Origin of the sequence: Neptunomonas sp. XY-337 (assembly GCF_004959845.1) — a bacterium.
Taxonomy (GTDB): domain Bacteria; phylum Pseudomonadota; class Gammaproteobacteria; order Pseudomonadales; family Balneatricaceae; genus Neptunomonas; species Neptunomonas marina.
The window spans coordinates 350,715-374,545 of sequence record NZ_SPLL01000004.1; the positions used below are offsets into that span (position 1 = coordinate 350,715).

Here is a 23,831-nt window from a genome sequence, read left to right on the forward strand (position 1 = left end):
TATTTATGTCTTTTAAATTAGCGAAGGCCGCGTTAGGAAGTTTACTGCTTAGCAGCCAAGTATTAATGGCAGAGCCGGCATTGCAGCAAGCATGGCAGCTTGATGCACTAGACCAGCCGGAGTCGGTGGTTGCGGATGCAAAGGGTGAATGGCTGTACATCTCAAATATCAATGGCGCGCCGCTGGAACTCAACGGTAAAGGTTACATCAGCCGAGTGGATCGCGAGGGTCAGCGTTTTACACGGCAGTGGCTCGCTGGCTTTAATGCGCCTAAAGGAATGGCCATAAGTAAGGGTAAGCTCTATGTGGCAGATATGCAGGTGTTACATGAGATCGACCTTACCAGCGGCAAGGTATCTGAGCGCTATCATGCACCTCATGCCCAAATGCTAAATGATGTGGCGGCCGCGCCCGATGGATCCATATATGTTTCGGATATGTTAGCTGGAGGCATCTATCGCCTCGCGGATCAGCAATTGGCGTTGTGGTTGGAGCCAGAAAAAATGCCCCACCCCAATGGGCTACTTTGGGAAGATGGACAGCTTATTGTGGCGAGTTGGGGGTTGGATATTCAATCGGATTTCACCACTAAAACGCCGGGTACGTTATACCAGATAGACCCAAGCAGTCAGCAGCTCAAGCCTATAGCGACGGGTTATCAACTTGGTAATTTAGATGGGGTCGTGAGCTATCAGAAGACGTTATATATCAGCGATTGGATCAGTGGTGCGCTGTATCGGTTGGAAGATAACGAGCGCCGAACAGTGCTACAAACAGCTCCGGGCTTGGCGGATATTGGCAGATACGGAAGTATGTTGTATGCACCGATGATGTTGGACAACAAGGTGGTTGCTTGGATGCTGCCCTAGCATACGGCACATAAAAGAGGGGCTAAGATGCCCCTCATTGGAGTGGTTACTTCGTGCGCTTTAACACGAGGTAGCTGCCCTTGGTATTGAGCGTAAACGTCACTGTTTGCGGATTACGATTGCGGAAAAACCAGCCATGGTTGCCATCAAATGCTGCGGTCAGCTCACCGGCTTCGCCAGCAACACCGCGGCCTTTTTTATAGCTAATGGAGCCTTCTGGCCCTTCACCATGAGTATCAAAGTTCAATGGGCCCTCAGGAGACTGCCACTCAAATTGGGCGACCTCACCTTTGCGCATCGTCATCTTGATCTCGGTGCCTTGTCCGGGCGTCAAGGTGACGGTGGTGGTATCCCGCCAAACGGGGGCGGGTGGTGTAGGCTGAGCGGTGGCGACCTCTTGCACTGTGCTTGGTTTAGCCATCGTTGGTAACGGTTGCAAGCTTGTCGGTTTCGGCTCAGCGATTGCTGGCGCCAGCTCAACTTCGCGTTGGGGCGCTGTTGCAGCAGAGCTTTGCTCATCCGCAGCGGCTTCTGCCGCTAGTTGTTCTCTGATCTCGCCCATTTCGGTCAGGCCGATTACCCGGCCAATGCCCGTGGGATCAATGGCATACTCAGCCGGTAAAACAACCGTGATGAGCAGCACTATCGCCGCAACCAATGCCAGTAGGGTGGACTTAATAAGTTGCTGGGTAGAGGGGAGTTCTGCTGTTGATGGAATATGTTTATTAAACATGATGTGTCTCTCTTAACTAGCTGACCGCAAGGCCAACAAGGTGATAACCGATTAACGTGAAGCCCGCGCCCATCATTAGTACATTGGCAGAGTAGGCATGTTTGAAGAAGCTTGGTTGGCGACGCCAGTAACCCATCAGAATCGAAATGGCGCTGAGCGCGATCAGTTGCCCCATCTCGACACCAACGTTGAAAGCGATCAGGTTGGGAAGTAACCCATCTTGGGCAATTTCGTAGTCGATCACTTTGGATGCCAAGCCAAACCCGTGACACAGACCAAAAATCATCGTCATGACACGTGTATTGGGCTGAAAACCAAACCAGCGCTGATAGGCGCCGAGATTATCTAGCGCTTTGTAAACAACAGAGAGACCAATAATGGCGTCAATAATGTAGCTATTGATTGCCAGATTGAAGTACACGCCGATCACCATTGTGGTTGAGTGGCCGAGCGCAAACAGGCTGACGTAGAGCGTAATATCCCGCAGCCGGTAGAGAAAAAAGATAATACCGAGTAGAAACAGTAAATGGTCGTACCCCGTTACCATATGCTTGGCACCGAGATAGATGAAAGCGATCAGCTTTACGCCGCTGATCTCTTGAATGTAGCCCTTATCACCTTGAGTAACAGCGTGGGCTAGCGCTTGTTCGCTGATGCCCAGCAGCAGTAGAACAAGCAAAAGCGTGAGGAGGAGCGATAGCGGCGCAATAAATAGACGCAACGACCCTCGCAACAGTGCAAGTTGCATAAAAAATCTCCGAAATTGATCGAAATTTACAAATAAATTTGGGCGTTAGATAAAACGCGCAGGCTTCGGAGGAGGCTTAGGCACATTGGCGGCGTGGTTGGAGTAAATGACCTGAATCGCGCTTGTTTCGCGCACAGGTGCTAGGTAATAGGTTCCAGGGCTGTGGCGGTAGGCGGATGTTTCGTGAACGTGATCGGATATATCGTGATGCGCGGAGGCGTCTGTGTGTAACTCGTGTTGGTGCTCAGCGAAATATAACATCGCGATGCCATGCGACGACTGCATCCCAATCGGCGACAGGATACCGCCAAAGATAAGCAGAGCGCAGATAGCGATGTAGTTAAGCGACTTTTGCACAGTTACAGTACTCATGAAACGTATCACGACGACCAGAATGGATGCCAACCGCGGCGATAAGTTCCCCTCAGCGGATATTATTGATCTACATTCACACTACTATAACATCGTACTTGCCGCACTTATCAGTTGGCAGAGGATACAGTAGGATGCGTAAAAACCTCCCAAAGTAGGATAATAAGATAATGGATGCGGTTACTTCTTTTGCGGTCAATTTCATCGCCGTTGTTGGCGTTATTTTTCTATTAGTTATCGCCGGTCTGCTGAGTACTGCTGCTGTACTTTACTATCAAGATAAACAACAAACTGCCCAGACGATTCGCCGCAACTACCCTCTTATTGGGCGCTTCAGGTATCTGTTTGAGCACCTTGGAGAGTTCTTTCGCCAGTACTTTTTTGCGATGGACCGAGAAGAGCTACCTTTTAACCGCGCGCAACGCAGCTGGGTGTATCGGGCCGCCAAAGGGGTAGACAACACCATTGCGTTTGGTTCGACTAAAGATCTGCGTAAACCTGGCACCTACTACTTTTTGAATTGCCCGTTTCCAACCTTGGAAGAAGATGCAGCGCCTACGCAAACGATGGTAATAGGCCCCTTCTGTGAACAGCCCTATGAAGCCGCTTCGTTTTTTAATATCTCTGGAATGAGCTATGGCGCATTGTCTAAACCTGCGGTGCAAGCTTTATCGCGTGGTGCCGCCAAAGCGGGTTGTTGGATGAACACCGGTGAGGGTGGGGTGTCGCCATTCCACTTGGAAGGTGGTTGTGATCTGGTGTATCAGATCGGGACTGCGAAATACGGTGTTCGTGATGCTGAAGGTCAGTTGAGTGATGAAAAGCTCAAGGAGAAAGCATCGATTGGCCAAGTGAAGATGTTCGAAATTAAGCTCAGCCAAGGCGCGAAGCCCGGAAAAGGTGGCATCCTGCCTGCGGAGAAAGTTAATCGAGATATTGCTGAGATTCGAGGCATACCCGAAGGTAAGGCTTCGATTAGTCCGAATCGCCATCCCGATATTGGCTCAGTTGCTGATCTGCTAGATATGGTTGAGCGGGTTCGTCGAGTAACCGGTAAACCTTGCGGCTTTAAGCTTGTTTTGGGCACCACCGCATGGATTGATGAGTTCTGCCAAACTGTGATCGAGCGTGGTATTGAACGCGCGCCAGACTTCATCACATTAGACAGTGCAGACGGCGGCACTGGCGCAGCCCCCATGCCATTGATGGACAATGTGGGTTTGCCGCTGCGCGAAAGCTTACCTTTGCTGGTGGATAAGTTAGCTCAGCACGGATTACGTAGCCGAATACGTCTTGTTGTTTCAGGTAAGATGATCAACCCAACAGATGTGGCCGCAGCGATCTGTCTTGGTGCTGATTTTGTCGTTTCGGCGCGTGGCTTTATGTTCTCTCTTGGATGCATACAGGCGTTACAGTGCAACAAAAACACCTGCCCAACGGGTATCACTACCCATGACCCAGAGCTTCAACAAGGTCTTGTGCCAGATGATAAAGCGGAGCGTGTCTACAAGTACCATAACAAGCTGGTACACGAAGTGGAGATGATTGCACATTCATGTGGAGCGCCCGAGCCGCGTCAGCTCAAGCGCCACCATGCTGCGGTTGTGTTAGGGGATGGGCAGTCTGTGCCGCTGAATATCTTATATTCAGATGCGTCTTAGCGGGCTATTCTAGCTCTCCGAACCATGCGTCTTGGTCGATATCTTCGGCCAAGCGCAGCGCTTCTTTGTGCTCTTCTATGGCACGCCGAGCAGCTAACAGCCGTTTGGAAGCGAGCTGTTTGCTCTTGATCTTCTCCTCTTCCTCAAAGCCAATTAATGTATCAATCACTTCAATCTGCACATTGCTCAGATCGCTGGTTTTTTGATTTAACATAGTCGTCAACCTCGCTCATTCCTCTGAGTACCAGCCGAATTTTATGCCTCAGGACAGGTCCTCAGGATACATCAACACTATATATCTAGCGAAAAGCTGCTCACTTTTCAACCAGATTTAGGCTAAAGGTTAGTCAGCTTATCTTGCAGAAATATGACAATAAGGCAGGCTTTTATCAGGGGCGACGAGGTGGAATTCGCTTCTCTTGCTGGCGCAAACTGCGCAAGCTGCGCTTGATGGTCTTGAGGTGATCCAGTAGTTGCGGGCCGAGTCGCATTGCAACACCAACTGCTAGCACATCGATAACAACCAAGTGGAGCACGCGGGATGACATCAGGGTGCTCAGGTCTTTATCTTCCTCGACATCGATATGGATCGCGATGCTCGCCATCTCGGCCAGCGGCGTATTGCTTGGGCACAGGGCTATCACCGTTGCGCCGGTTTCGCGTACAAGCTTGACCGTGTGCAGCAGGTCTTTAGTGCGGCCTGTTTGGGAGATCGCAACCACCACATCGTTCTTAGTCAGTGAGACTGCTGAGATGGTCTGCATATGAGGATCAGAGTACGCGGCTGCAGAGATCTGCAAGCGGTAGAACTTGTGCTGAGCATCGCTACAGACAGCGGCAGAGGCGCCGAAGCCGTAGAACTCGATCCGTTTAGCATTCACCAACGCTTCTATGGCGCGCTCCAGATCGTGTGCTTCAAGTTGATCACGGATATTGATCATGTTGCCGATCATCGAGTCGAAGATTTTCTGCTTGAACTGCGCAACAGTATCTTTCGAGTCGAGGGCAAATTGTTCGAAGTTTGCGTTGCTTGCTAAGCCTTGAGCTAGTGTGAGTTTGAAGTCTTGGAAACCATCATAGTGTAGACCTCGGCAAAAGCGCACCACGGTTGGCTCACTGACATTGGCTTCGGATGCGAGGTCGACGATCCGCATATGGATCACCTCGTTTGGGTGCGCCAAAACGTAGTCGGCTACCTTTTGCTCCGATTTTCGCAGCTTAGGCCGTGCATCTTCGATCGATTTCAGCAGGTTCGAGGAGTTCAACGTAGGGCCACATTCAACGCTAACAACTAAAGTGAGCCTTTAGTATATCAGCGAAACGTAAAACCCCCTAACGTGTGGTGGCGAGTGCCCCTGTGAGAATGGCGATAAGTCGCTGTTGTGTCAGTAATTTCACGTACGTATTAGCAAAGGGCTATACAGGATTGCAGGGGGGTAGGGTGCATGCTATGTTCAAACTACTATCCTGAAAAAATGAATAACGAATAAAGGGAGTAGATCAGTGAAGCGTCGTCAATTTTTGAAAGGTGCAGGTGCTACAGCGGTAGCTACTGGCGCCATGATGTCTACAACTGCTCAGGCAGCACCTGAGTTCAAATGGAAAATGGTGACTACGTGGCCGAAGAACTTCCCTGGTTTGGGAACGGGCGCGAACAACCTAGCTAAGCTCATCAACGAAATGACAGGTGGCCGCGTACAGGTAAAAGTGTACGGCGCCAAAGAGCTTGTTGGTGCGTTGGAGATCTTCGATGCTGTATCACGTGGTACTGCGGAAATGGGGCACGGCGCCTCTTACTACTGGAAAGGTAAGAGCCGCGCAGCTCAATTCTTCGCAGCTGTGCCATTTGGCCTAACGGCTCAAGAGATGAACAGCTGGCTTTACCACGGTGGTGGTATGGAGCTGTGGGAAGAAGTTTATGCTGAATTCGGCCTTGTGCCGGGTGCTGCGGGTAACACAGGCGTTCAGATGGGCGGTTGGTTCAACAAAGAGATCAACACAGTTGACGACCTAAAAGGCCTGAAAATGCGTATGCCGGGTCTCGGTGGTGAAGTCTTGAAACGTGCCGGCGGTACGCCAGTCTTGTTGCCGGGTGGTGAAATCTTCCCATCACTACAATCAGGTGCGATTGACGCGACTGAGTGGGTGGGTCCATATAACGATGCCGCGTTCGGTTTGCACAAAGCTGCTAAGTTCTACTACTACCCAGGTTGGCATGAGCCAGGCACAACGCTGGAATGCTTCGTCAATAAAGAAGCACTTGAAGCGCTTCCTAAGGACTTGCAAGTATTGGTACGTAACGCGATTCGTGTTGCTAACCAAGACATGCTGGCTGACTTCACGGCGAAGAATAACCGCTCTCTTGAGCAGTTGGTTAAAGAACAAGGCGTGCAACTGCGTAAGTTCCCAGATGATGTTCTTAGCAAGCTGAAGCAACTCTCTGACGAAGTTGTTGCAGAAGAAGCGGCTAAAGACGAGATGACGAAGAAAGTTTATGAGTCATTCGTTCAATTCCGTGATCAAGCAACAAAATGGCACCAAGTGTCTGAACAAGCATATCTGAATGCACGTAACCCTGTGTAAGTGATGATGATTGCTAAAAGCCGCTCAATAGAGCGGCTTTTTTGTGCCTGCCTTTTAGGTTTTAGCTGCCAGCGCAGAGGCTTAGGCATAAAAAAGCCACCTCTAAAGGTGGCTTTGACAGCATTGTTATCTAGCCGTAGACAACCTCTGGTAGCCAAGTGGCCAACGATGGCCATGCGGCCAGCAAGCCAAGCATACAGAGCTGAATAACGATGAATGGAATAACACCCTTGTATATCTGCATGGTCGCGATCGATTCCGGTGCAACACCTCGCAAATAGAAGAGCGCAAACCCGAACGGCGGTGTCAGGAATGACGTTTGGAGGTTAAGCGCAATCATGATACCTAGCCATACTGGGTCCAGTCCCATGGTGAGCAGAATAGGCGCAACGATTGGCACGACAACGAATGTGATCTCGATAAAGTCGAGGAAGAAGCCGAGCAAGAACATCACAAGCATCACAACAACCAAAGCACCCCACACACCACCGGGTAGATCGGTCAGGAATTCGCGAACCAGATCGTCGCCGCCGTAGCCGCGGAATACGAGAGAGAAGATCGATGCACCCACCAAAATGATAAACACCATGGAGCTAACCTGAGTGGTGGAGCGCATCACTTCGTTGAGTACTTTAAGATTGAAGCTGCGCTTAAACATCGACAGTACAATCGCACCAACAGCACCGACAGCCGCAGCTTCAGTGGGTGTCGCAAGGCCTCCAAGGATCGAACCAAGTACTAAGCCGATCAGCATAATAGGTGGCAGTAACACCTTCATAACTTTACCTGGTAGCTCTGCACGTGAGCCACGATCCTCTTCAGGAATAGCAGGTACGGTTTCAGGGGCCGCGACCGCTTTGTAAACCAAGTAGAGAATGTAAGCTAAAACAAGCAACAAACCGGGTATTAATGCACCTAAGAAAAGGTCGCCGACGGTGACGGTTTCGGGTGAAAAGATACCTTGGTCGATCTGTGCTTGTTGGTACGCTGAGCTGATAACATCACCCAGTAACACCAATACAATAGAGGGTGGGATTATCTGGCCGAGCGTACCTGACGCGCAAATAACACCGGTAGCAACCTGTGGATCATAACCGCGTCGTAGCATGGTTGGCAGCGACAACAAGCCCATGGTAACAACGGTTGCGCCCACGATACCGGTACTCGCAGCGAGCAGCATGCCCACCACCGTGACAGAGATACCCAGGCCTCCGCGTATTGGACCGAACAGAGACGCCATCGTATCGAGCAGTTCCTCTGCGATCTTGGATTTCTCGAGCATAACGCCCATAAAGACGAACAGCGGGACGGCTATTAAGACCTCATTGTTCATGATGCCAAATAGACGGTTCGGGATCGCCTCTAGGAATACGGCATCAAAGTGGCCGGTTGCTGCGCCTACGGCGGCGAAAAGTAACCCAGTTCCGGCTAATGAGAAGGCTACGGAGTAGCCCATCAGCAGCACGAGTACAGCCGCTAAAAATAGGAAAAGAGATAGATACTCGATCATACTGGGTGCTCCGAAACATCTTCCTCTAACAGGTGGCCTTGACCCGTTAATACAAGAATACAGCGACCTAATTCCGCAACCCCTTGGAGAATCATTAGCGTTGGCATTACCACAAGCGCACTCTTCAGTAAGTATCTAAAGTCTAAACCGCCAGCTTCTTGTGACCCCTCTTTGAGTTCCCATGAGCTGGCTACATAGTCCCAAGAGATGTAACCGATAAAACCGGCCACAGGAATCAGCAGGAACAGGGTACCGATGATGTTGATGATCGCTTTGTTACGCTCTGAAAGCGGGCGATAGAAGATATCAACACGCACGTGGCCATCATGCTTAAGCGTATACGCTGCACCTAATAGGAACACGAAGCTGTGCATGTAAATGACCGATTCTTGAAGCGCCACGTTTCCGATACTCAGGACGTAGCGCATAACAACGATGACAAAGGTGACGATGACCATGAGTAGTGTTAGCCAAGCGATAAGCTTGCCGGTCCACTCGCTGAGGCAATCGATCCCTTTGACTAAGGGGATAAGAAAGCTGCTTTGCATTATTCTTCTCGTCATTTTGCAAAAGGGTTACGGATTCTGAAAAAGTATATCAACAAAGGTATGAGTTATTTATCCGTAAAACCACGGTTTCCTTTCAGAGTAGCTGCAAATCCGCTGAAATATCATACAATAGGGGCCTCATCAGACGTGGAAAGAGATCATTCACATGACAGACCGACTACCTGTAGAGGGGCAACTGCGGACTTTGGACCATATCAAGCTCGCCGCATACTGCGCAGCGTTGACCGAGCGGCAGTTTCCGAACTTTGCTTTGTTCAGTAGCCTTGTGGAGTTTGGTGATCAAAAGCAGCTAGCTACGATTTTGGATGGCGTTTGGCAGTCGTTGGTACCGGGCGGCGCGAAGATGAACTTCGAGGTGCAGCTGGATAAAGTCGAAAACAATATGCCAGATCTGGATGAGTTTGAGATGTATGGTGCATCACCTGCGCTGGATGCGGTGGTATCACTTTACTCAACGCTAGTTTGCCTACTGGAGGCAGACGTTGATGAAGCGGTTGCTGTAGGCAACGTATCCCGTGAAGCTGTTGCCACCTTTATTGAAGTCTCTGAAGGCGATGATCAGATGTCTGATGAAGAGATTATCCGCTTCATTACCAACCACGAACTGATGATCCAAGAAGATGAGTTCCAAGAGACAGTTGTCGAGCGCCTGCTCAATACTAAACAACTGGACCGAGATTTTGTGAAGTCGCTCCGTGAGCTGGCACGCAATGAAGGCTTTAGCAATATTGGCATCAGCACAGAAGATATCTAATGTTACGCGTCGGACTCATTCTGCTGGTGCTGCCATGCTTGGCGCTCATGGTGGGCTTTATGTATGAACAAAGCAGCGTTAACGATTGCTTGTCCAGTGGTGGTAGTTTCAACTACAGCCTAATGGCGTGCGATATGGATAACCAGCACCCCTTTGTGCCTTACATGGCACGTCATCCTCTTGCAGTGAACGGCGGTATGCTGGTGGCTGTGTTAGGTCTCTTTATGTGTATTTTTGGTCTCTACAGGCGTCGTTAACGGCCCCGCTGATAAGGAACTGTCATGGCAAAAAAAGTGTGGTTGGGAGCGCTGCTTCTAGTTGTCGTTGCTACATCCCTGTTTTGGCTGAATCGCGATGCATGGTTAGCGGACTTTAACGCTGAACGTGCCGAGCAAAAAGAACAGTATCAACGTGCTGGGCTCGATTTTGGTAAGCAAAACGACCAGCAAGCGTGTTTAAATGAGGCGTTGCAGTCCTTTGATGGTTGCCTCGGATATAGCTGTACCGTCAATAACGGTGTGTTTCTCAAAGCCTGTCTAAGCCAAGCAACCGCAACACCAGGCTTCTGTGATGGCGTGCCGGAGTTCCGAGATAAGCCAACCGAAGATGACAAATCTTGGGCGAAATATTTTTGTTGGGATAACAACATTCGTGGCGAGGGTTGTCGGTTACTGATGCGCCAGCAAGCATTTTTCTGCTCTAATCCCCCTTAATTTCGTATGCATTCAGGCTTAATTAACTGAACTTGGGTTGCTCCCTTCATTTATGTCGGTAATTAGGCTATTTTTTATACTCTGCCTTTCAGGGATGCGAAAGCTGGCTAGGCGCCAAACCTGTCACGAGTAGACTCACAACAATAATAATGAAGCGCTGCAACGCCAGCGCATTTGGATCGCTACGAATGGACTATCATAAACTGCTTTTTATCGGGCCAGTTGGGGCAGGTAAGACCTCGGCTATTCGCTCGATTTGCGATGACCACGAGAATATTGAAACCGAAGCGAAGGCTTCAGATGTCACCGGAAGACGAAAGCCTACGACGACGGTAGCTATGGATTACGGCTGTCTCACTTTAAGTGACAATGAAGCTGTGCAACTCTACGGTACGCCTGGGCAGGCGCGCTTCAAATTTATGTGGGATATGCTGGCGACCAACATCGCCGCTGACTGCGCGGGTATCGTCTTTTTGGTGGACAATACACGCAACTATCCCATGCGAGACCTTAAGTACTATGCGCAAGAGTTCGCTGAGCTTATCTCGCGTAAACCTGTCATCGTTGGGGTAACCCGATCTGATCTACGTGATACCCCAACACTACTAGAGTATGAAAATACGCTAGAAGAGATGGGTATTAACGCCCGAGTGCGTTTTATCGATGCACGTAAAGCATCCAGTGTCTTGCCAGTTGTTGAGGAACTCCTGCAAGATAAAGTACGCTTTAACGAGTGGGCTGAGCTTGCCAAGAGAGCGATAGCTAATGACGCTGAGCTTGAAGAGGAATGGGTACCTGTTGATGCATCCAGCTATGAGATTCAGGACTATCGCGGAGAAGAGGTCGTGATGAAAGATTCAATTGTTGATGACGTAATGAACTTTAAAGGCGTCAAAGGGGCGGCGTTAACCGATGATATGGGTGATGTAGTTACCTCCTCTATTGAGTCTGGTGAAGTCAACGACTTCGTAGGGTTCGTCTCTGGCGTTGTCAAAGTGTTCGAAGAAGTATCTGACCTTGGTAAGGTGCAAAGTGTCTCTTTGCGTAGCGCGAAAGAGGATAACATCACGGTATTTCTCAATGACTCGGAACAGGTGCTCGGGATCCAATCCTCCAATCGGGTATCGTTTCGCGCGTTGAAGCAACAAGTTGACGATCTTTTGCAGTGGGGTTGACGTTTAAGCTATGGAAAAAATATTAAAAGACCTCGAACTACTCGGTGGGATTCACCATAGCTGCCTCTTCAAGGAGGACGCTGTCGATGCCTCTACATTCCCCAGCATTCTGGATGAAAACATCGCGGGTGCCTGCCGTGTCATTAGGCAGATCTTTATGGCGGTTGAGGGGATGGACCTAGACCACCGAGAGGTATTTCTCGAATTAGATGAAAACTTATTGATTGGCTACGCGATCAATTCAGATGTGCTACTGCTGATGATGACGGATAAGGACGTGAATCTAGCCCTTATCAATACCAGCATTCGCTCTGCTGTACCGAAAATCCGCAAGCAGCTAACACCTGATGCGGTGGAGGAAACACCTGCGCCGGCACCAGATAAAGCTGCAGCTAAGCCTAAGCGCCCAGGGCGCCCTTGGCATGAGGCGGAACTGCTAGGTGTTATGGATCAGTTGCGTGAAGGGTTAGCCATTTATATTGGTCCAGCGGCATCGATTGTTTTCGATGATGCATATGATCAATGGTATAGCGAGCATGGTGCGCAAAAGAGTAAGGTTGCTGAGTTGATCAAAGTACTTGCAACCGAGATTGACGATAAAAGCGAGCGCAGCCAGTTTTTGCAAAACGCTGTCAATATTGTGCGTGCTAGCGCACAGCAGGGAGCACGCTAGCACGGCGTATCAGCTCAGCTACTTGAAGCGTAAAACCAGCTTGCCTTGGGTTCGTCCTGAGGCGATCTGGTCAAACGCTTCACCCAACTGCTCAGGCTTATATTCAGCAGCGACAGACAGTACGAGATCTCCGCTTGCCGCTAGACTGAGCATTTGGGCCAGTTGTTCGGCATTAGGCACCGCCCGCATACTGAGCACTTTCCGGTCGGCTGCTTCGCCCGCCGCTATCACCTCATCCTTTGTTACCGTGGGTAGTGTGACCATCACGCCGTCCGCTTTGAGTGCGGGTAGAGCGTTGATGGCGTGTTGCCCACCCACGCAGTCGAGAATCACATCAACAGGGTCGATCACATCTGCCACGTTGGCGGCTTGGTAGTCGATCACTTCATGACAGCCTAACTCGCGAAGATAAGCATGCTTAGGTGCAGAGGCCGTACCAATAACGGTGGCGTTTTTGTGTGCTGCCAACTGAACGGCTAAATGGCCCACACCGCCTGCAGCCGCTAGGATGAGAATGCGTTGCTTGGGTTGCAAGTTAGCGCCCTCAAAGAGCGCTTGCCACGCTGTTAAACCTGCTAGAGGGAGTGCTGCTGCCACATTCATATCGACATTTTCGGGGACTCTTGCCAGTGATGCGGCGGGTGCTGCGATCTGTTCAGCAAAGCAGCCTGCGCGCGCTGGGAAGTGGATAAAGCCACAGACGCGATCAGCAGTTTGATAGTCCGCTACATCTGCACCACATGCCATCACTGTACCTGAGAACTCCCATCCTGGAATAAAGGGTAACTCACCAATGAAGGGTGCAGCACCGCCGCCAGAACATGTTTTCCAATCGATGGGGTTGATACCCGCCGCATGGGTTTGAATCAGCACATCACCTAACTTCAGGCTCGGTTCGCTTACCTCTTCATATCCTAAGACATCGTTACCGCCAAAGGTGTGTAGTTGTATTGCTTTCACGCGGTGCTCCTCGCTACTGGGCTGTTTCGGTCAAACATTAGAGTAGACTTAAGCCTATCTGTGCAGCTCCTGTAACGCAATTCTGCTAGTCTATGGCACCTTATAAGACCAAAAGGAGCAGTGATAAATGAACTTTCTAGCCACGATTGAGCCTTTTCTATTCTGGGGTGGATTGATCGTATTTTGCGTATCGTTGGCGATGTATGTTGGACGTACCAAAGATATGAAGTCAGTGCTGATGTTTTGGCAGCCAACGATCAGCTTTAATGCGATCGAATTCAAAGTAAACCGTGCAGGACTAGGCTTGATGATTCTTGCTGTGGTCATGCGCTTTATCGTCTTTTTTGTTGCTTAGGAGTTAAGATGCGAGGAAATCCTGTCAAAGGAGCGGGCTACCTTTTACGTGGTTTTAGCATGCTGACGCAGCCGGGTATTCGCCAGTTCGTTCTGATCCCGATGTTGATAAACATTCTGCTGTTCTCGGGTGCTATCTGGTTGCTGATCAATGAGTTTGATCGCTGGGTGGCGTACTGGATGTCGCAGTTGCCAACGTGGTTATCTTTTCTTGATTTCCTACTTTGGCCTTTGTTTGCACTGTTGGTGTTAATTGTTGTTTATTACGGCTTCTCTATCGTAGCGAACCTGATCGCCGCGCCGTTCAATGGCTTCCTGTCTGAGAAGGTGGAGCTACAGCAACGTGGTGTGCGTATCGCCGATGATGGTTGGAAGGGGTTGCTGACGATGGTGCCACGCGCGCTTGCGCGTGAGCTGTCTAAGCTAGCGTACTACTTGCCACGTTTATTAGCGTTGCTCGTTATCAGCCTGATACCCGGCGTTAACTTGCTCTCGCCACTGCTCTGGTTTGTCTTCGGCGCTTGGATGATGGCAATTCAATATTGTGACTATCCCATGGATAACAACAAAGTTACTTTCCGTCGTATGAAAGAACTGCTAGCCGAGCGCAATCTCACGTCATTGAGCTTTGGTGCCATCGTTCAGATGGGAATGCTGATTCCGGTGGTGAATCTGATCATGATGCCTGCTGCGGTCATTGGTGCGACGTTGTACTGGAGCGAAGACCAAGCCCAGCGCGCAGGTTGCTAGTACCTAGCTCACCAGCGACTGCGGTGTCTTGGTGAGCATATCCCGGGAGAAGTGGCAGCAGAAGCTGCTACCAACCCCGGGTTGGCTTTCAATCTCTAAGCGAGCGCCGTGGCGCTGCAGCGCGTGCTTCACAATTGCGAGCCCCAAGCCCGTTCCACCTGTGGCAGAAGAGCGCCCTTCATCGACGCGATAAAAACGCTCAGTTAGACGCCCAAGGTGGATCGAATCGATACCAATACCATTATCGGTCACACATAAATGACCACCTTCAGTGTCTACTTCCCAAGTCACCTTGATATGGCCTTGAGCGGGCGTGTAGCGAACCGCGTTAAACACAAGGTTAGAGAAGGCGTTTTGCAGCTCTTGTGACTGCCCTAGCAGATCATAGTTGGGGTTGGCATCTAACTCTATATGATGCTCCTTATCGCCAGATAGTGCGATAGCATCAGCCTGAATGGAACGCAGCATCCCTTGAATATTGACAGGGTTTTCATCGGGAATGTGTTGGCTGGCTTCAAGCCGCGACAGTAGCAGCAGATCGGATACTAAGCTTTCCATACGAATGGCTTGGTTCTGCATCTGCGTGAGTGCGCGCTCCATGGGTTTGGGTAGTGGCTGGTCCAGAAAGGTTTCGAGGTAGCCGCGAATAACTGTAAGCGGTGTGCGCAGCTCGTGTGATGCATTAGCAACAAAGTCTTGTCGCGTCTGCTCAAGACGTATTAGTCGCGTAATATCACGGGCAACAATCAAACGATCACCCACACCAAACTCGGTGATCTGGTACTGTAAAACCGTATCGTTGTGCAGCGGGCTAGGTAACTGCAAAGGCTCTTCGTACTGCGCTTTGCGGTAATAGCGAATAAAGCGAGGGTCGCGCAGCAAGTTCATGAGAGGTTTGCCGCGATCGGCTGAGCTTTTCAAGCCGATCAGCCGCTCAGCTGCACGATTCCACCACTCTAAGTTATTTTGCTTATCAACAATAACGACCGCATCAGGGAGAGCAGAGGAGGACTGCTGGAAGCGGCTGATAACACTACGTAGATCTTTGCTCTTGTTGCGATGGCGCTTTTGCAAGCGTGCGAGATCGTCGAAGATATCGCCCCACTGGCCATGGCTTTCAGGCGGCAGTAAATCGGTGCTTAATAGCCATTTTTGCAGGCGGCGTGTTTGTCGTAGTTGCAGGTAGGCCCAGAGCGATAAACCCGCAACCAGTCCCCAACTTAAACTACCTAGCAGTAAGCCAATAAAAGCTGGCAGTGCGATAACAGCAAAGAGGCCGCTAACGCCAGCACGAGGCGATTTTTGCATAAACTGTTTAACCTAGATTGCGTGCAGCAGCGGTGCTATGCAACCTGCGTCGAGAAGCGGTAGCCCGTGCCGCGCACTGTTTGTACCAAATGGTCGTGCTGACTACCCAGCGCTTTGCGCAAGCGTCGGATATGCACATCCACAGTGCGTTCTTCAACGTAAACATTGCCACCCCAAACCATATCGAGCAACTGCCCACGGGAGTATGCGCGGTCTTGGTGGGTCATGAAGAACTGTAACAAACGAAACTCGGTTGGGCCAAGTTCTATTGGCTTGTCATTGGCGGTCACGCGGTGTGAAATTGGATCGAGTGTTAACCCTTCAACTGTAACGGGTTCTTCGATCCCTTTAGGCGTCGCTCGGCGAAGCACTGCTTTGAGGCGTGCAACGAGTTCGCGTGGTGAAAAAGGCTTGGTGATGTAGTCATCAACACCGGCTTCAAGGCCTTTTACCTTATGCTCCTCTTCCGTTTTAGCCGTGAGCATAATAATCGGCACATCAGCGGTGGTTTCATCTTTACGCAGGCGGCGTGCCAACTCAATGCCACTCATGTTTGGCATCATCCAATCGAGCAGAATCATATCTGGCTTTTGATCAACAACTAACGCATGTGCTTCTTGAGCATTATCTGCCTCGATGCACTCGTAGCCTGCCATCTCCAGAGCTACTGCAATCATTTCCCTGATAGGAGCTTCGTCATCAACGATCAGCACTTTCTTGCTTGCCGACATGGGTAAACCGCCTCTTACGCTTAAAATAAGACGGGAGTATTACAATGTTTTATTGTGACACTATTGTTACATGCTAGAACAATTCACTAAAGATAGTGAAGAAAAATGCCAACAAAGACCGACAACCCCGCGTAGTGGTTATTCAAAAAGGCACGAAAACAAGGGGCTCGCTCGCGATCTTTGATCAGCCGCATCTGGTAAACAAAGCAACCGACAGCCCCCAGTAGGCCGAGATAGTAAAAGCCACCGAGCTGAGCCAGAAAGCCCGCTACTACAAGGAGGATAAGGGTGAGTATCAGCAGTATCGCGATAATGAGTTTATCGTATTGGCCAAACAGAATAGCGGTCGATTTGATACCAATCTTGAGGTCATCATCTCGGTCAACCATGGCGTACATGGTGTCGTAAGCCACGGTCCAGAGTAGCTTGGCACTGTAGATCACCCATGCGATCAGCGGAATCTGTTCGCCAACAGCGGTAAATGCCATGGGGATCGCCCACCCAAACGCTGCGCCGAGAACCACTTGCGGTAGGTGGGTATAACGTTTCATAAAAGGGTAGAGTGATGCGAGAAACAGACCACCAAATGACATAAGAATCGTCATCGTATTGGTTAGCAGCACTAAGCCAAATGCAACAAGCATGAGCGCAGCAAACAGTAATAGTGCTTCTTTGGCGGTGATTTTTCCCGTCGCTAAGGGGCGTTGAGCGGTGCGCTTTACATGCCCATCAACTTTCCGATCTGCAAAGTCGTTGATAACACAGCCAGCGGAGCGCGTCAGAAAAACGCCCAATGTAAAGACAGCAATGAGCTTGAGGTCGGGAATGCCTTCAGATGCGATCCATAGTGCCCACAAGGTTGGCCATAACAGCAGGTAGCTGCCGATAGGCCGGTTGAAACGCGTCAAATTGACATAGACATCCAACCGCTCGCGTAAGCTCATGGGCTTAAATAGGGGGGCACCGGGCATAACAATCCTTTTATATCATCACCCGTCACCTTTGAAAGTCACCGTGACGGTATGCTAATGGAATTCAACCCCGTTTGAGATCAGGGCTAGCTCGTTGTGGGCTGATAGTTTACCTGCTCTAGTGCCGGTAAAAAAACCTCACATACGAGTAGGGGTTTATTGGATAGATAAAACTGGGAGCGCCGTGCCCATAGCGTTTGCTCGCTGGTGATATCGAACCGGCTGACTTCGAGGGGGCCGCGGCGCATGGTTCGGTCATTAAAGAGCACACTGCCTAGCGACCGGTTACCGACGTGGTGGAGCTGTCGCTCGCGACCTGTCAGCGTTGCCGCAGGAATAATTGAGCGTGCGTAAACCCACGGCTCCTGATTGCCCAGTAAGTGGACTTCACGAATGAGTGCGAGCTGGCGTGGTGGCATTCCCAATATCTGTGCTTCCGAGCGGTTCGGGCGTCCCCAGCCTTGTGCAATCACTTCAACGCTAAAATGACCTTGGCTGGCATTTATCAGGTGCTGTGTCAGTGAGCCGCGGTCAGTTAACCAGCGCTGCCAGTGGTAGGGCGCATGGAGTGCGGACAAGCGGCGCAAATGATACCAGCGGGCATCAAAACTGGCGTGAATAAGAGAGTGGCGGACGGGCACAAACAATTCCTTTATAAGCTCGGCAGGTATTCTACTCCTTTCCCATGCAGCACGTCACCGCTGGCCTTACGAAAGCGTGCGCTTGGTCACTTTCGATTAGCGCCACAATGAATTAGGATGCGGCCATGAAAATATGTTCAGAACAAGACAAAGTAGCAGCGGCTACATTAACGCGTGCATGGGTTGAAACGATGGTGGTGGGGCTGAACTTATGCCCGTTTGCCGCGCCCGTCGTTAAGCAAGATTCATTGCGTTACAGCGTTACTGACGCCGCAACCGATGAGGCCGTCGCAGCGGGCTTTTTAGATGAGTTAGACCTCATTCAGCGTAGCGATGAAAAAAGCGTGGCAACAACACTCTATATATTTCCCAACGCAACCGCTGACTTTTACGACTATCTCGATCTGTTACACACCTGCGAGCGGTTACTCGATCAAGCGGGAATGAGTGAGCAGTTTCAGGTCGCTAGCTTTCACCCGGGTTATCTGTTTGCGGGTGTGGATCAAGATGACTTAAGCCATTGGACTAACCGCTCTCCCTTTCCAATGTTGCACATCATTCGTGAAAACCAGATGAGCAGAGTCTTGGCCCACTACAAGGACCCTGATGCGATCCCTGAGCGGAATATTGCCTTGATGCATGAGCTGGGCAAAGCGGGACTGATCGAGAGATTCCCGCCGTTAGCCGACTATTGGGATACGCACGCGCGTTAGGCAGCAACCACGCAGTTACGGCTGCGCTTTTTCGCTTTATAGAGCGCAGTGTCGGCGTGCTCTACCAGTTGGTGCGGGCTGTTTTCGGCACTGGGCACTAAGGTTTCCAAGCCTTGGCTGGCGGTCACCACCAGGCCGGCTGATGAGCGGTCGTGAGGAATACCAAGGGCGAGAATTTGATCGCGAATAGCTTGTGCCACGTTGAGCGCGCCGGCTTTATCCGTATCTGGTAGCAGCACGGCGAACTCCTCTCCGCCGTAGCGAAAAATAGCATCGTGGGAGCGATTAACACTGTTTTGCATGGCACTGGCCACACGTCGCAGGCAGCTATCGCCCGCTAAATGACCGTATCGGTCGTTAAATGCTTTGAAATGATCAACATCCACCATAATGAGTGACAACGGCTGACGGGTGCGGGCACAGCGGCGCCACTCCATCTCGAGCTGCTTTTCGAACTCACGACGGTTGTTTACACCGGTAAGGCCATCGATCCGAGCCGAACGCTCCAGCACATCACGCGAGCGCTTGAGATCTAGCATCATGCGTATACGCGCTTTGAGCACTGCGGGGGCGCGATCTTGGACAAGATAATCCGATACACCGTGGGAGTAAGCGGTGACCTCCTGTTGATCATCTGATTCTGCGCCCGCAATCGCGATCGGTATAAACGCATGATTAAACTGCTGCACCATCCGTTGGCAGTAGAGCAAGTTTTGCAGCCACCCATCACCTGCGGCGACCAGAATTAGATCCGGCGTTTGCTCGGCGGATTCCAATAATTGTTTCAGGTCAGCGAAGGTGGCGGGGAGTAAAATATTGTAACTGGCGCGCAAAGCATCAATGGTTTGCCAGACGGTGCTGATACCCTCGGGGGCGAATACTGCGATGGTATGGTGCTGCGCGTACTTGCAGGCTTTACCCGAGTCATACTCAACATCGGTGGACTCACCCGCAAAGAATGCGGTGATCTCTTCGTTGGTAGCTAATCCGAGTAGCTTACGCCCGTCGTTGGCAAGAATAACAGGGACGCGGGATCCCACATGGCTAGACTCCCAAGCATCCTGCCAGGTATCAAGTATCTCTTCGCACTCAAAATCGACCGATAACTCGGTGGGTAAACCGGCGGCTTCCAAACAATCAAAGATGACCGCAGGACTTGCGATATCAAGGCCATCAACCCAAAGCGCTTTGTAAAACAGGCGGCGGAACAGTTGGGCTTTTTCAGGATCGATGAGACCCGCAGCAATAACGCATAAGTTGGCAAAGCGGCTATCAGGGCGCTCGGGAGGTAGAGCAATACTGATATCACTGGCGTAGCTGCGAACCGAAAAAACGTCGCTGGCAAGCTCCGCGAGTAGATCGGGAGAGTTACCCTGCAAGCCGATATCTTGGGCATGTTCGACCAAGCGGTACTCAACTTGATCAAGCAAGTTCAATGCATACAGGCGCTCGTGCAGTGCATAGCTGTACGGGCAGTTGAGGTCGGCATAAACGATATATTGCAGCATAGATCAAACCACTCGGTGCGTTACCTGGAATACCTATTCAATCAAGGTATCGGCCAATAGAGAAAAAACTTGGGAGCAGGCTAGCGTGTGTTGGCTTAGTCGTCGCTGAGTGAAACGAAAAACAGCGCCATGTGGCGCTGTTTAGATGCGCTTGAGGGGCGCTTAATCTTCGGTGCTGTCACTAATGCCAGCCGTCTCTTTAATCTCAGACAGAGGCAGGTGGCGTACATCGGTACCGCTAACGAGGTAGATCAGGTGCTCAGACATATTACGTGCGTGATCACCGATACGCTCCAAGCTACGCAGTACCCAGATGACGTTTAGACAGCTCGAGATCGCGCGTGAGTCTTCCATCATATAGGTCATCAGTGAGCGCATCGCCGTCCGGTATTCAAGATCAACCGCTTTGTCTTGCTTAGCAACATGGTAAGCAAGCTCAGCATCGTTACGTGCAAAGGCGGTCAGTACATCTTTCACCATGTTGCGCACTAGGTTACCGATGTGACGAACTTCCTGATAACCGCGTTGGGAGTCGCCATCTTCAACCAGCTCAATGGCATGGCGGCAGATACGGCTAGCTTCATCGCCCATACGCTCTAGGTCGTTGACCGCTTTCGAGATCGCTACGATCAGGCGCAGGTCGCTCGCTGCCGGTTGGCGGCGGGCAATGATCGTTGTGCAGCGCTCGTCGATCATCACTTCCATGTCGTTAGTTTGCTTGTCAACGCGACGTGACCGCTCGGCCATCTCCGCATCACCGGTCAGAAGGGCTTCAATCGCATCATGTACTTGGCGCTCTACGATACCACCCATGGTAAGTAGCTCGGTACGAATCTCTTCCAGCTCATCGTTAAATTGCTGTGAGATGTGAGTCGAGTAGTTGTCCTGTTTGAGTTCCACTGTTAGGTACTCCGGCCTATATATTCAGTTAATTGAGAACGCGATTACGGTTAACCGTAACGACCTGTGATGTAGTCTTCGGTCTGCTTCTTCTCAGGGTTAGTGAAGAGGGTGTCTGTCACACCAAACTCGATCAAATCACCCATATACATGAAGGCAGTATAGTCGGAAACACGGGCTGCCTGTTGCATGTTGTGGGTAACGATCACGATCGTGAAGTCATTTTTCAGCTCGTGGATCAGCTCTTCAATTTTCAAAGTAGAGATAGGGTCTAGTGCAGAAGCGGGTTCGTCGAGTAGCAGAACCTCTGGCTTCACGGCGATGGTACGCGCGATAACCAAACGTTGCTGCTGACCACCGGACATACCCAGTGCGCTTTCGTGTAAGCGATCTTTTACCTCATCCCACAGTGCAGCGGATTTAAGCGCCCACTCAACCGTTTCATCAATTTCACGCTTCTTATTGATGCCTTGGATACGCAGGCCATAAGCCACGTTCTCGTAGATCGATTTTGGGAATGGGTTGGGCTTCTGGAACACCATACCCACGCGGCGGCGCAAGTCAGCAACTTCTACCGCACGGTCGTAGATGTTGTTGCCATCCAGCAAGATCTGGCCGGAGATATTACAACCATCAACTAAGTCGTTCATACGGTTGAAGCAGCGTAGCAGGGTAGACTTACCGCAACCGGATGGGCCGATAAAGGCTGTTACACGCTTCTTCGGAATATCCATGTTGATACCGTGTAGCGCTTCTTTTTCGCCATACGCCAAGCGTAGGTCCTTTACCTGTAGCGTCGTTGTTTCGGTATCGAGGCTAAGGTTGCGGTCGGCACGCTGCAACGAAGAGATATCGATGCCATGAGTTTTCGCGTCAGTCGTCATCTTCAATAAACCTTTTTCTAAAATTCGTTAAAACAGCGTTACATTTCGAGCGCTTTGTATTTTTCACGCAGATGGTTACGGATCTGGACTGCTGAGATGTTAAGCAGTGCGATAACCGCAACCAGCAATAGTGCTGTTGCATATACTAGCGGTCGAGCCGCTTCAACGTTAGGGCTCTGGAAGCCCACATCATAGATATGGAAGCCCAAGTGCATAAATTTCTGATCCAAGTGCAGGAATGGGTAGTTACCATCCAGCGGCAAGTTTGGCGCTAGCTTCACAACGCCCACCAACATGAGGGGTGCTACCTCACCGGCTGCACGTGCGATGGCAAGAATGACACCGGTCATCATGGCAGGGCTCGCCATGGGCAGTACGACTTTCCATAGTGTCTCTGCTTTTGTTGCGCCAAGCGCCAAAGAACCCTCACGGATCGCGCGTGGAATACGTGTTAAACCCTCTTCCGTTGCTACGATAACCACCGGAACAGTAAGCAGTGCTAGCGTGATGGATGCCCACATAAGACCGCCCGTACCAAAGGTAGGTGATGGTAGGGCTTCAGGGTAGAACAAACGGTCGATGTTACCGCCTAAGAAGTAGACGAAGAAACCTAAGCCGAATACACCATAAACGATGGATGGAACGCCTGCTAAGTTGTTCACCGCAATGCGGATCAAACGCGTAGTGAAGCCTTGTTTGGCATACTCGCGCAGGTAAACCGCTGCGATAACTCCGAAAGGTGTTACCAGAACCGACATGATGATGACCATCAAAACGGTACCGAAGATCGCTGGGAAAATACCCCCTTCCGTATTCGCTTCACGTGGCTCGTCTGAGACAAACTCCCACAGTTTGCTACCGTAATGGCCAAGCTTTGCAAAGATACCCATATCGTTCGGGCGGAAAGCGCGAACGATTTTGGCGATATCGATCTCGATAGTTTGGCCACCTGATACTTCAGCCACGATTTTGTCGCGGTTGATCTGGCCGTATAGATCGATAAGTTCATCCTGCAGTACTTTATATTCTTCGCCAAGCTCTGCGCGGCGAGCGTCAATTTCCGCGAATGCGGCAGCATCGGTAGAGCCGTCTAGCTCCAATGAGCGCTGCTTCAAGCGCAGGCGCTCGATCTCATAGTTGATGGCGCCGATCTCATGCTTTTCGATCTGGTAGATCGAGTCATGAATCTCCTGCGCGCGCTCAATGCTCGCCTCAAACTTGTCCCACAGCGCTAAATATTCAGGCGTTTTGTCGTAGCCATCGTACTGGCCGACAACGGTGTCGCCCTCTTTAAGTGCGCGCAGGTAGCCATAGAAGTTACCCCATTCGTGGCGCTCTGCCGCGAATAGCATCTCTGGATACTGCTGGTTGGATAGGTTGTCGTGTAGTACCCACGTGAAATCGGTACCGCCTACGTCACGGTTACCAATTTTCATCAGGTCGCGGCGCATCTCTTCGACACCTTCTGGTACATCTACGCCAGCATCCCGCAGCTGTGTTGCAGGGACTTGCTCGCTATCAACTGTTTCACCGATGATGCGAATAGAGTGGTTATTTTGCGAATAGGTTGCTTGCAAAATATCCGCAGGCCAGAAGTGCACCAAGCCGCGCGATGCGATCAGGAGCAATAGCCCCACGACCATAATAATGCTGATGGCAACAGCCCCAGCGTTTAACCAAACCCAAGGTGATCCGGATTTGGCCCATTCAGAAAAAGAGACTTTCATTTTCATCAATCCTCGATAATCCGG

27 protein-coding genes are annotated in these 23,831 nt (G+C 50.8%); 11 read left to right on the forward strand and 16 right to left on the reverse strand.

What is annotated here, in order from left to right:
• Positions 1 to 5 precede the first annotated feature (5 nt).
• On the forward strand, positions 6 to 869 hold the full coding sequence (locus tag E4L36_RS11610) for an SMP-30/gluconolactonase/LRE family protein (RefSeq protein WP_136680747.1): 864 nt from the start codon (positions 6 to 8) through the stop codon (positions 867 to 869).
• 46 nt (positions 870 to 915) lie between these two features.
• On the opposite strand, the gene E4L36_RS11615 is transcribed toward E4L36_RS11610, so the two are convergent.
• The 3 genes from E4L36_RS11615 to E4L36_RS11625 are packed head-to-tail and all read right to left on the reverse strand — an operon-like array spanning position 916 to position 2,722.
• On the reverse strand, positions 916 to 1,602 hold the full coding sequence (locus tag E4L36_RS11615) for a transmembrane anchor protein (protein ID WP_136680748.1): 687 nt from the start codon (positions 1,600 to 1,602) through the stop codon (positions 916 to 918).
• 16 nt (positions 1,603 to 1,618) lie between these two features.
• On the reverse strand, positions 1,619 to 2,350 hold the full coding sequence (locus E4L36_RS11620; protein WP_136680749.1) for a HupE/UreJ family protein: 732 nt from the start codon (positions 2,348 to 2,350) through the stop codon (positions 1,619 to 1,621).
• 45 nt (positions 2,351 to 2,395) lie between these two features.
• Complete coding sequence (locus tag E4L36_RS11625) at positions 2,396 to 2,722, reverse strand: hypothetical protein (RefSeq protein WP_136680750.1); 327 nt, start codon at positions 2,720 to 2,722, stop codon at positions 2,396 to 2,398.
• Positions 2,723 to 2,892: 170 nt separating this feature from the next.
• On the opposite strand from E4L36_RS11625, the gene E4L36_RS11630 reads away from it, so the two are divergent.
• A complete protein-coding gene (locus E4L36_RS11630; protein WP_169051529.1) occupies positions 2,893 to 4,383 on the forward strand; it encodes an FMN-binding glutamate synthase family protein in 1,491 nt (496 codons plus the stop codon).
• 4 nt (positions 4,384 to 4,387) lie between these two features.
• On the opposite strand, the gene E4L36_RS11635 is transcribed toward E4L36_RS11630, so the two are convergent.
• Entirely contained in the window at positions 4,388 to 4,597 is a 210-nt protein-coding gene (locus tag E4L36_RS11635) for a hypothetical protein (RefSeq protein WP_127693640.1), read from the reverse strand.
• 175 nt (positions 4,598 to 4,772) lie between these two features.
• Positions 4,773 to 5,648 carry a transcriptional regulator HexR gene (gene hexR / locus E4L36_RS11640; RefSeq protein WP_127693641.1) on the reverse strand — a complete coding sequence of 292 codons (876 nt, stop codon included), beginning with the start codon at positions 5,646 to 5,648 and terminating at the stop codon, positions 4,773 to 4,775.
• Positions 5,649 to 5,943: 295 nt separating this feature from the next.
• Here hexR and E4L36_RS11645 point away from each other — a divergent pair, with 295 nt between their 5' ends.
• A complete protein-coding gene (locus E4L36_RS11645; protein ID WP_346763628.1) occupies positions 5,944 to 6,966 on the forward strand; it encodes a TRAP transporter substrate-binding protein in 1,023 nt (340 codons plus the stop codon).
• 130 nt (positions 6,967 to 7,096) lie between these two features.
• Here E4L36_RS11645 and E4L36_RS11650 read toward each other — a convergent pair whose 3' ends face one another.
• The gene (locus E4L36_RS11650; protein WP_136680753.1) at positions 7,097 to 8,476 is read right to left on the reverse strand and encodes a TRAP transporter large permease subunit; all 1,380 of its coding nucleotides are present in this window, start codon (positions 8,474 to 8,476) and stop codon (positions 7,097 to 7,099) included.
• Complete coding sequence (locus E4L36_RS11655) at positions 8,473 to 9,024, reverse strand: TRAP transporter small permease subunit (RefSeq protein ID WP_136680754.1); 552 nt, start codon at positions 9,022 to 9,024, stop codon at positions 8,473 to 8,475. Before E4L36_RS11655 ends, E4L36_RS11650 begins: the two co-directional genes overlap by 4 nt.
• 166 nt (positions 9,025 to 9,190) lie before the next feature.
• Here E4L36_RS11655 and E4L36_RS11660 point away from each other — a divergent pair, with 166 nt between their 5' ends.
• The 5 genes from E4L36_RS11660 to E4L36_RS11680 all read left to right on the forward strand — a co-directional run bounded on the left by E4L36_RS11660 (position 9,191) and on the right by E4L36_RS11680 (position 12,360).
• The gene (locus tag E4L36_RS11660; RefSeq protein WP_127693645.1) at positions 9,191 to 9,799 is read left to right on the forward strand and encodes a YjaG family protein; all 609 of its coding nucleotides are present in this window, start codon (positions 9,191 to 9,193) and stop codon (positions 9,797 to 9,799) included.
• Positions 9,799 to 10,056, forward strand: coding sequence for a hypothetical protein (locus E4L36_RS11665; protein WP_136680755.1), 258 nt, complete (start codon positions 9,799 to 9,801; stop codon positions 10,054 to 10,056). Before E4L36_RS11660 ends, E4L36_RS11665 begins: the two co-directional genes overlap by 1 nt.
• 24 nt (positions 10,057 to 10,080) lie before the next feature.
• Complete coding sequence (locus tag E4L36_RS17990) at positions 10,081 to 10,512, forward strand: hypothetical protein (protein WP_240770714.1); 432 nt, start codon at positions 10,081 to 10,083, stop codon at positions 10,510 to 10,512.
• A gap of 188 nt (positions 10,513 to 10,700) precedes the next feature.
• The gene (locus tag E4L36_RS11675; protein WP_136680756.1) at positions 10,701 to 11,687 is read left to right on the forward strand and encodes an ATP/GTP-binding protein; all 987 of its coding nucleotides are present in this window, start codon (positions 10,701 to 10,703) and stop codon (positions 11,685 to 11,687) included.
• A gap of 10 nt (positions 11,688 to 11,697) precedes the next feature.
• Positions 11,698 to 12,360 carry a hypothetical protein gene (locus tag E4L36_RS11680; RefSeq protein ID WP_136680757.1) on the forward strand — a complete coding sequence of 221 codons (663 nt, stop codon included), beginning with the start codon at positions 11,698 to 11,700 and terminating at the stop codon, positions 12,358 to 12,360.
• Positions 12,361 to 12,378: 18 nt separating this feature from the next.
• On the opposite strand, the gene E4L36_RS11685 is transcribed toward E4L36_RS11680, so the two are convergent.
• Positions 12,379 to 13,320, reverse strand: a complete 942-nt coding sequence (locus E4L36_RS11685; protein ID WP_136680758.1) for an NADP-dependent oxidoreductase — start codon at positions 13,318 to 13,320, stop codon at positions 12,379 to 12,381.
• Positions 13,321 to 13,447: 127 nt separating this feature from the next.
• Here E4L36_RS11685 and E4L36_RS11690 point away from each other — a divergent pair, with 127 nt between their 5' ends.
• Together E4L36_RS11690 and cysZ are read left to right on the forward strand one after the other, a co-directional pair.
• On the forward strand, positions 13,448 to 13,675 hold the full coding sequence (locus tag E4L36_RS11690; protein WP_127693650.1) for a hypothetical protein: 228 nt from the start codon (positions 13,448 to 13,450) through the stop codon (positions 13,673 to 13,675).
• Between the two features lie 8 nt (positions 13,676 to 13,683).
• The gene (gene cysZ, locus E4L36_RS11695) at positions 13,684 to 14,424 is read left to right on the forward strand and encodes a sulfate transporter CysZ (protein ID WP_136680759.1); all 741 of its coding nucleotides are present in this window, start codon (positions 13,684 to 13,686) and stop codon (positions 14,422 to 14,424) included.
• 3 nt (positions 14,425 to 14,427) lie between these two features.
• On the opposite strand, the gene phoR is transcribed toward cysZ, so the two are convergent.
• The 4 genes from phoR to E4L36_RS11715 form a co-directional block, all read right to left on the reverse strand.
• Positions 14,428 to 15,732 carry a phosphate regulon sensor histidine kinase PhoR gene (gene phoR / locus E4L36_RS11700; RefSeq protein WP_136680760.1) on the reverse strand — a complete coding sequence of 435 codons (1,305 nt, stop codon included), beginning with the start codon at positions 15,730 to 15,732 and terminating at the stop codon, positions 14,428 to 14,430.
• A gap of 35 nt (positions 15,733 to 15,767) precedes the next feature.
• Positions 15,768 to 16,463 (reverse strand): phosphate regulon transcriptional regulator PhoB, encoded by a 696-nt coding sequence (phoB, locus tag E4L36_RS11705; RefSeq protein WP_127693653.1) that lies wholly within the window; start codon positions 16,461 to 16,463, stop codon positions 15,768 to 15,770.
• 86 nt (positions 16,464 to 16,549) lie between these two features.
• On the reverse strand, positions 16,550 to 17,407 hold the full coding sequence (gene ubiA, locus E4L36_RS11710) for a 4-hydroxybenzoate octaprenyltransferase (RefSeq protein ID WP_136680788.1): 858 nt from the start codon (positions 17,405 to 17,407) through the stop codon (positions 16,550 to 16,552).
• Between the two features lie 113 nt (positions 17,408 to 17,520).
• On the reverse strand, positions 17,521 to 18,075 hold the full coding sequence (locus E4L36_RS11715) for a chorismate lyase (protein WP_136680761.1): 555 nt from the start codon (positions 18,073 to 18,075) through the stop codon (positions 17,521 to 17,523).
• A 125-nt stretch (positions 18,076 to 18,200) separates the two neighbouring features.
• Between E4L36_RS11715 and E4L36_RS11720 the strand changes: the two genes are divergently transcribed.
• On the forward strand, positions 18,201 to 18,788 hold the full coding sequence (locus E4L36_RS11720) for a DUF1415 domain-containing protein (RefSeq protein WP_136680762.1): 588 nt from the start codon (positions 18,201 to 18,203) through the stop codon (positions 18,786 to 18,788).
• On the opposite strand, the gene E4L36_RS11725 is transcribed toward E4L36_RS11720, so the two are convergent.
• From E4L36_RS11725 to pstA, 4 genes are all read right to left on the reverse strand, one after another.
• Entirely contained in the window at positions 18,785 to 20,296 is a 1,512-nt protein-coding gene (locus tag E4L36_RS11725; RefSeq protein ID WP_136680763.1) for a diguanylate cyclase, read from the reverse strand. The two genes, E4L36_RS11720 and E4L36_RS11725, sit on opposite strands and share 4 nt — an antisense overlap.
• A gap of 162 nt (positions 20,297 to 20,458) precedes the next feature.
• Positions 20,459 to 21,196 carry a phosphate signaling complex protein PhoU gene (phoU, locus tag E4L36_RS11730; RefSeq protein WP_136680764.1) on the reverse strand — a complete coding sequence of 246 codons (738 nt, stop codon included), beginning with the start codon at positions 21,194 to 21,196 and terminating at the stop codon, positions 20,459 to 20,461.
• A gap of 50 nt (positions 21,197 to 21,246) precedes the next feature.
• Complete coding sequence (gene pstB / locus E4L36_RS11735) at positions 21,247 to 22,080, reverse strand: phosphate ABC transporter ATP-binding protein PstB (RefSeq protein ID WP_127693658.1); 834 nt, start codon at positions 22,078 to 22,080, stop codon at positions 21,247 to 21,249.
• Between the two features lie 38 nt (positions 22,081 to 22,118).
• The gene (gene pstA, locus E4L36_RS11740) at positions 22,119 to 23,807 is read right to left on the reverse strand and encodes a phosphate ABC transporter permease PstA (RefSeq protein ID WP_206064545.1); all 1,689 of its coding nucleotides are present in this window, start codon (positions 23,805 to 23,807) and stop codon (positions 22,119 to 22,121) included.
• Between the last annotated feature and the right edge of the window lie 24 nt (positions 23,808 to 23,831).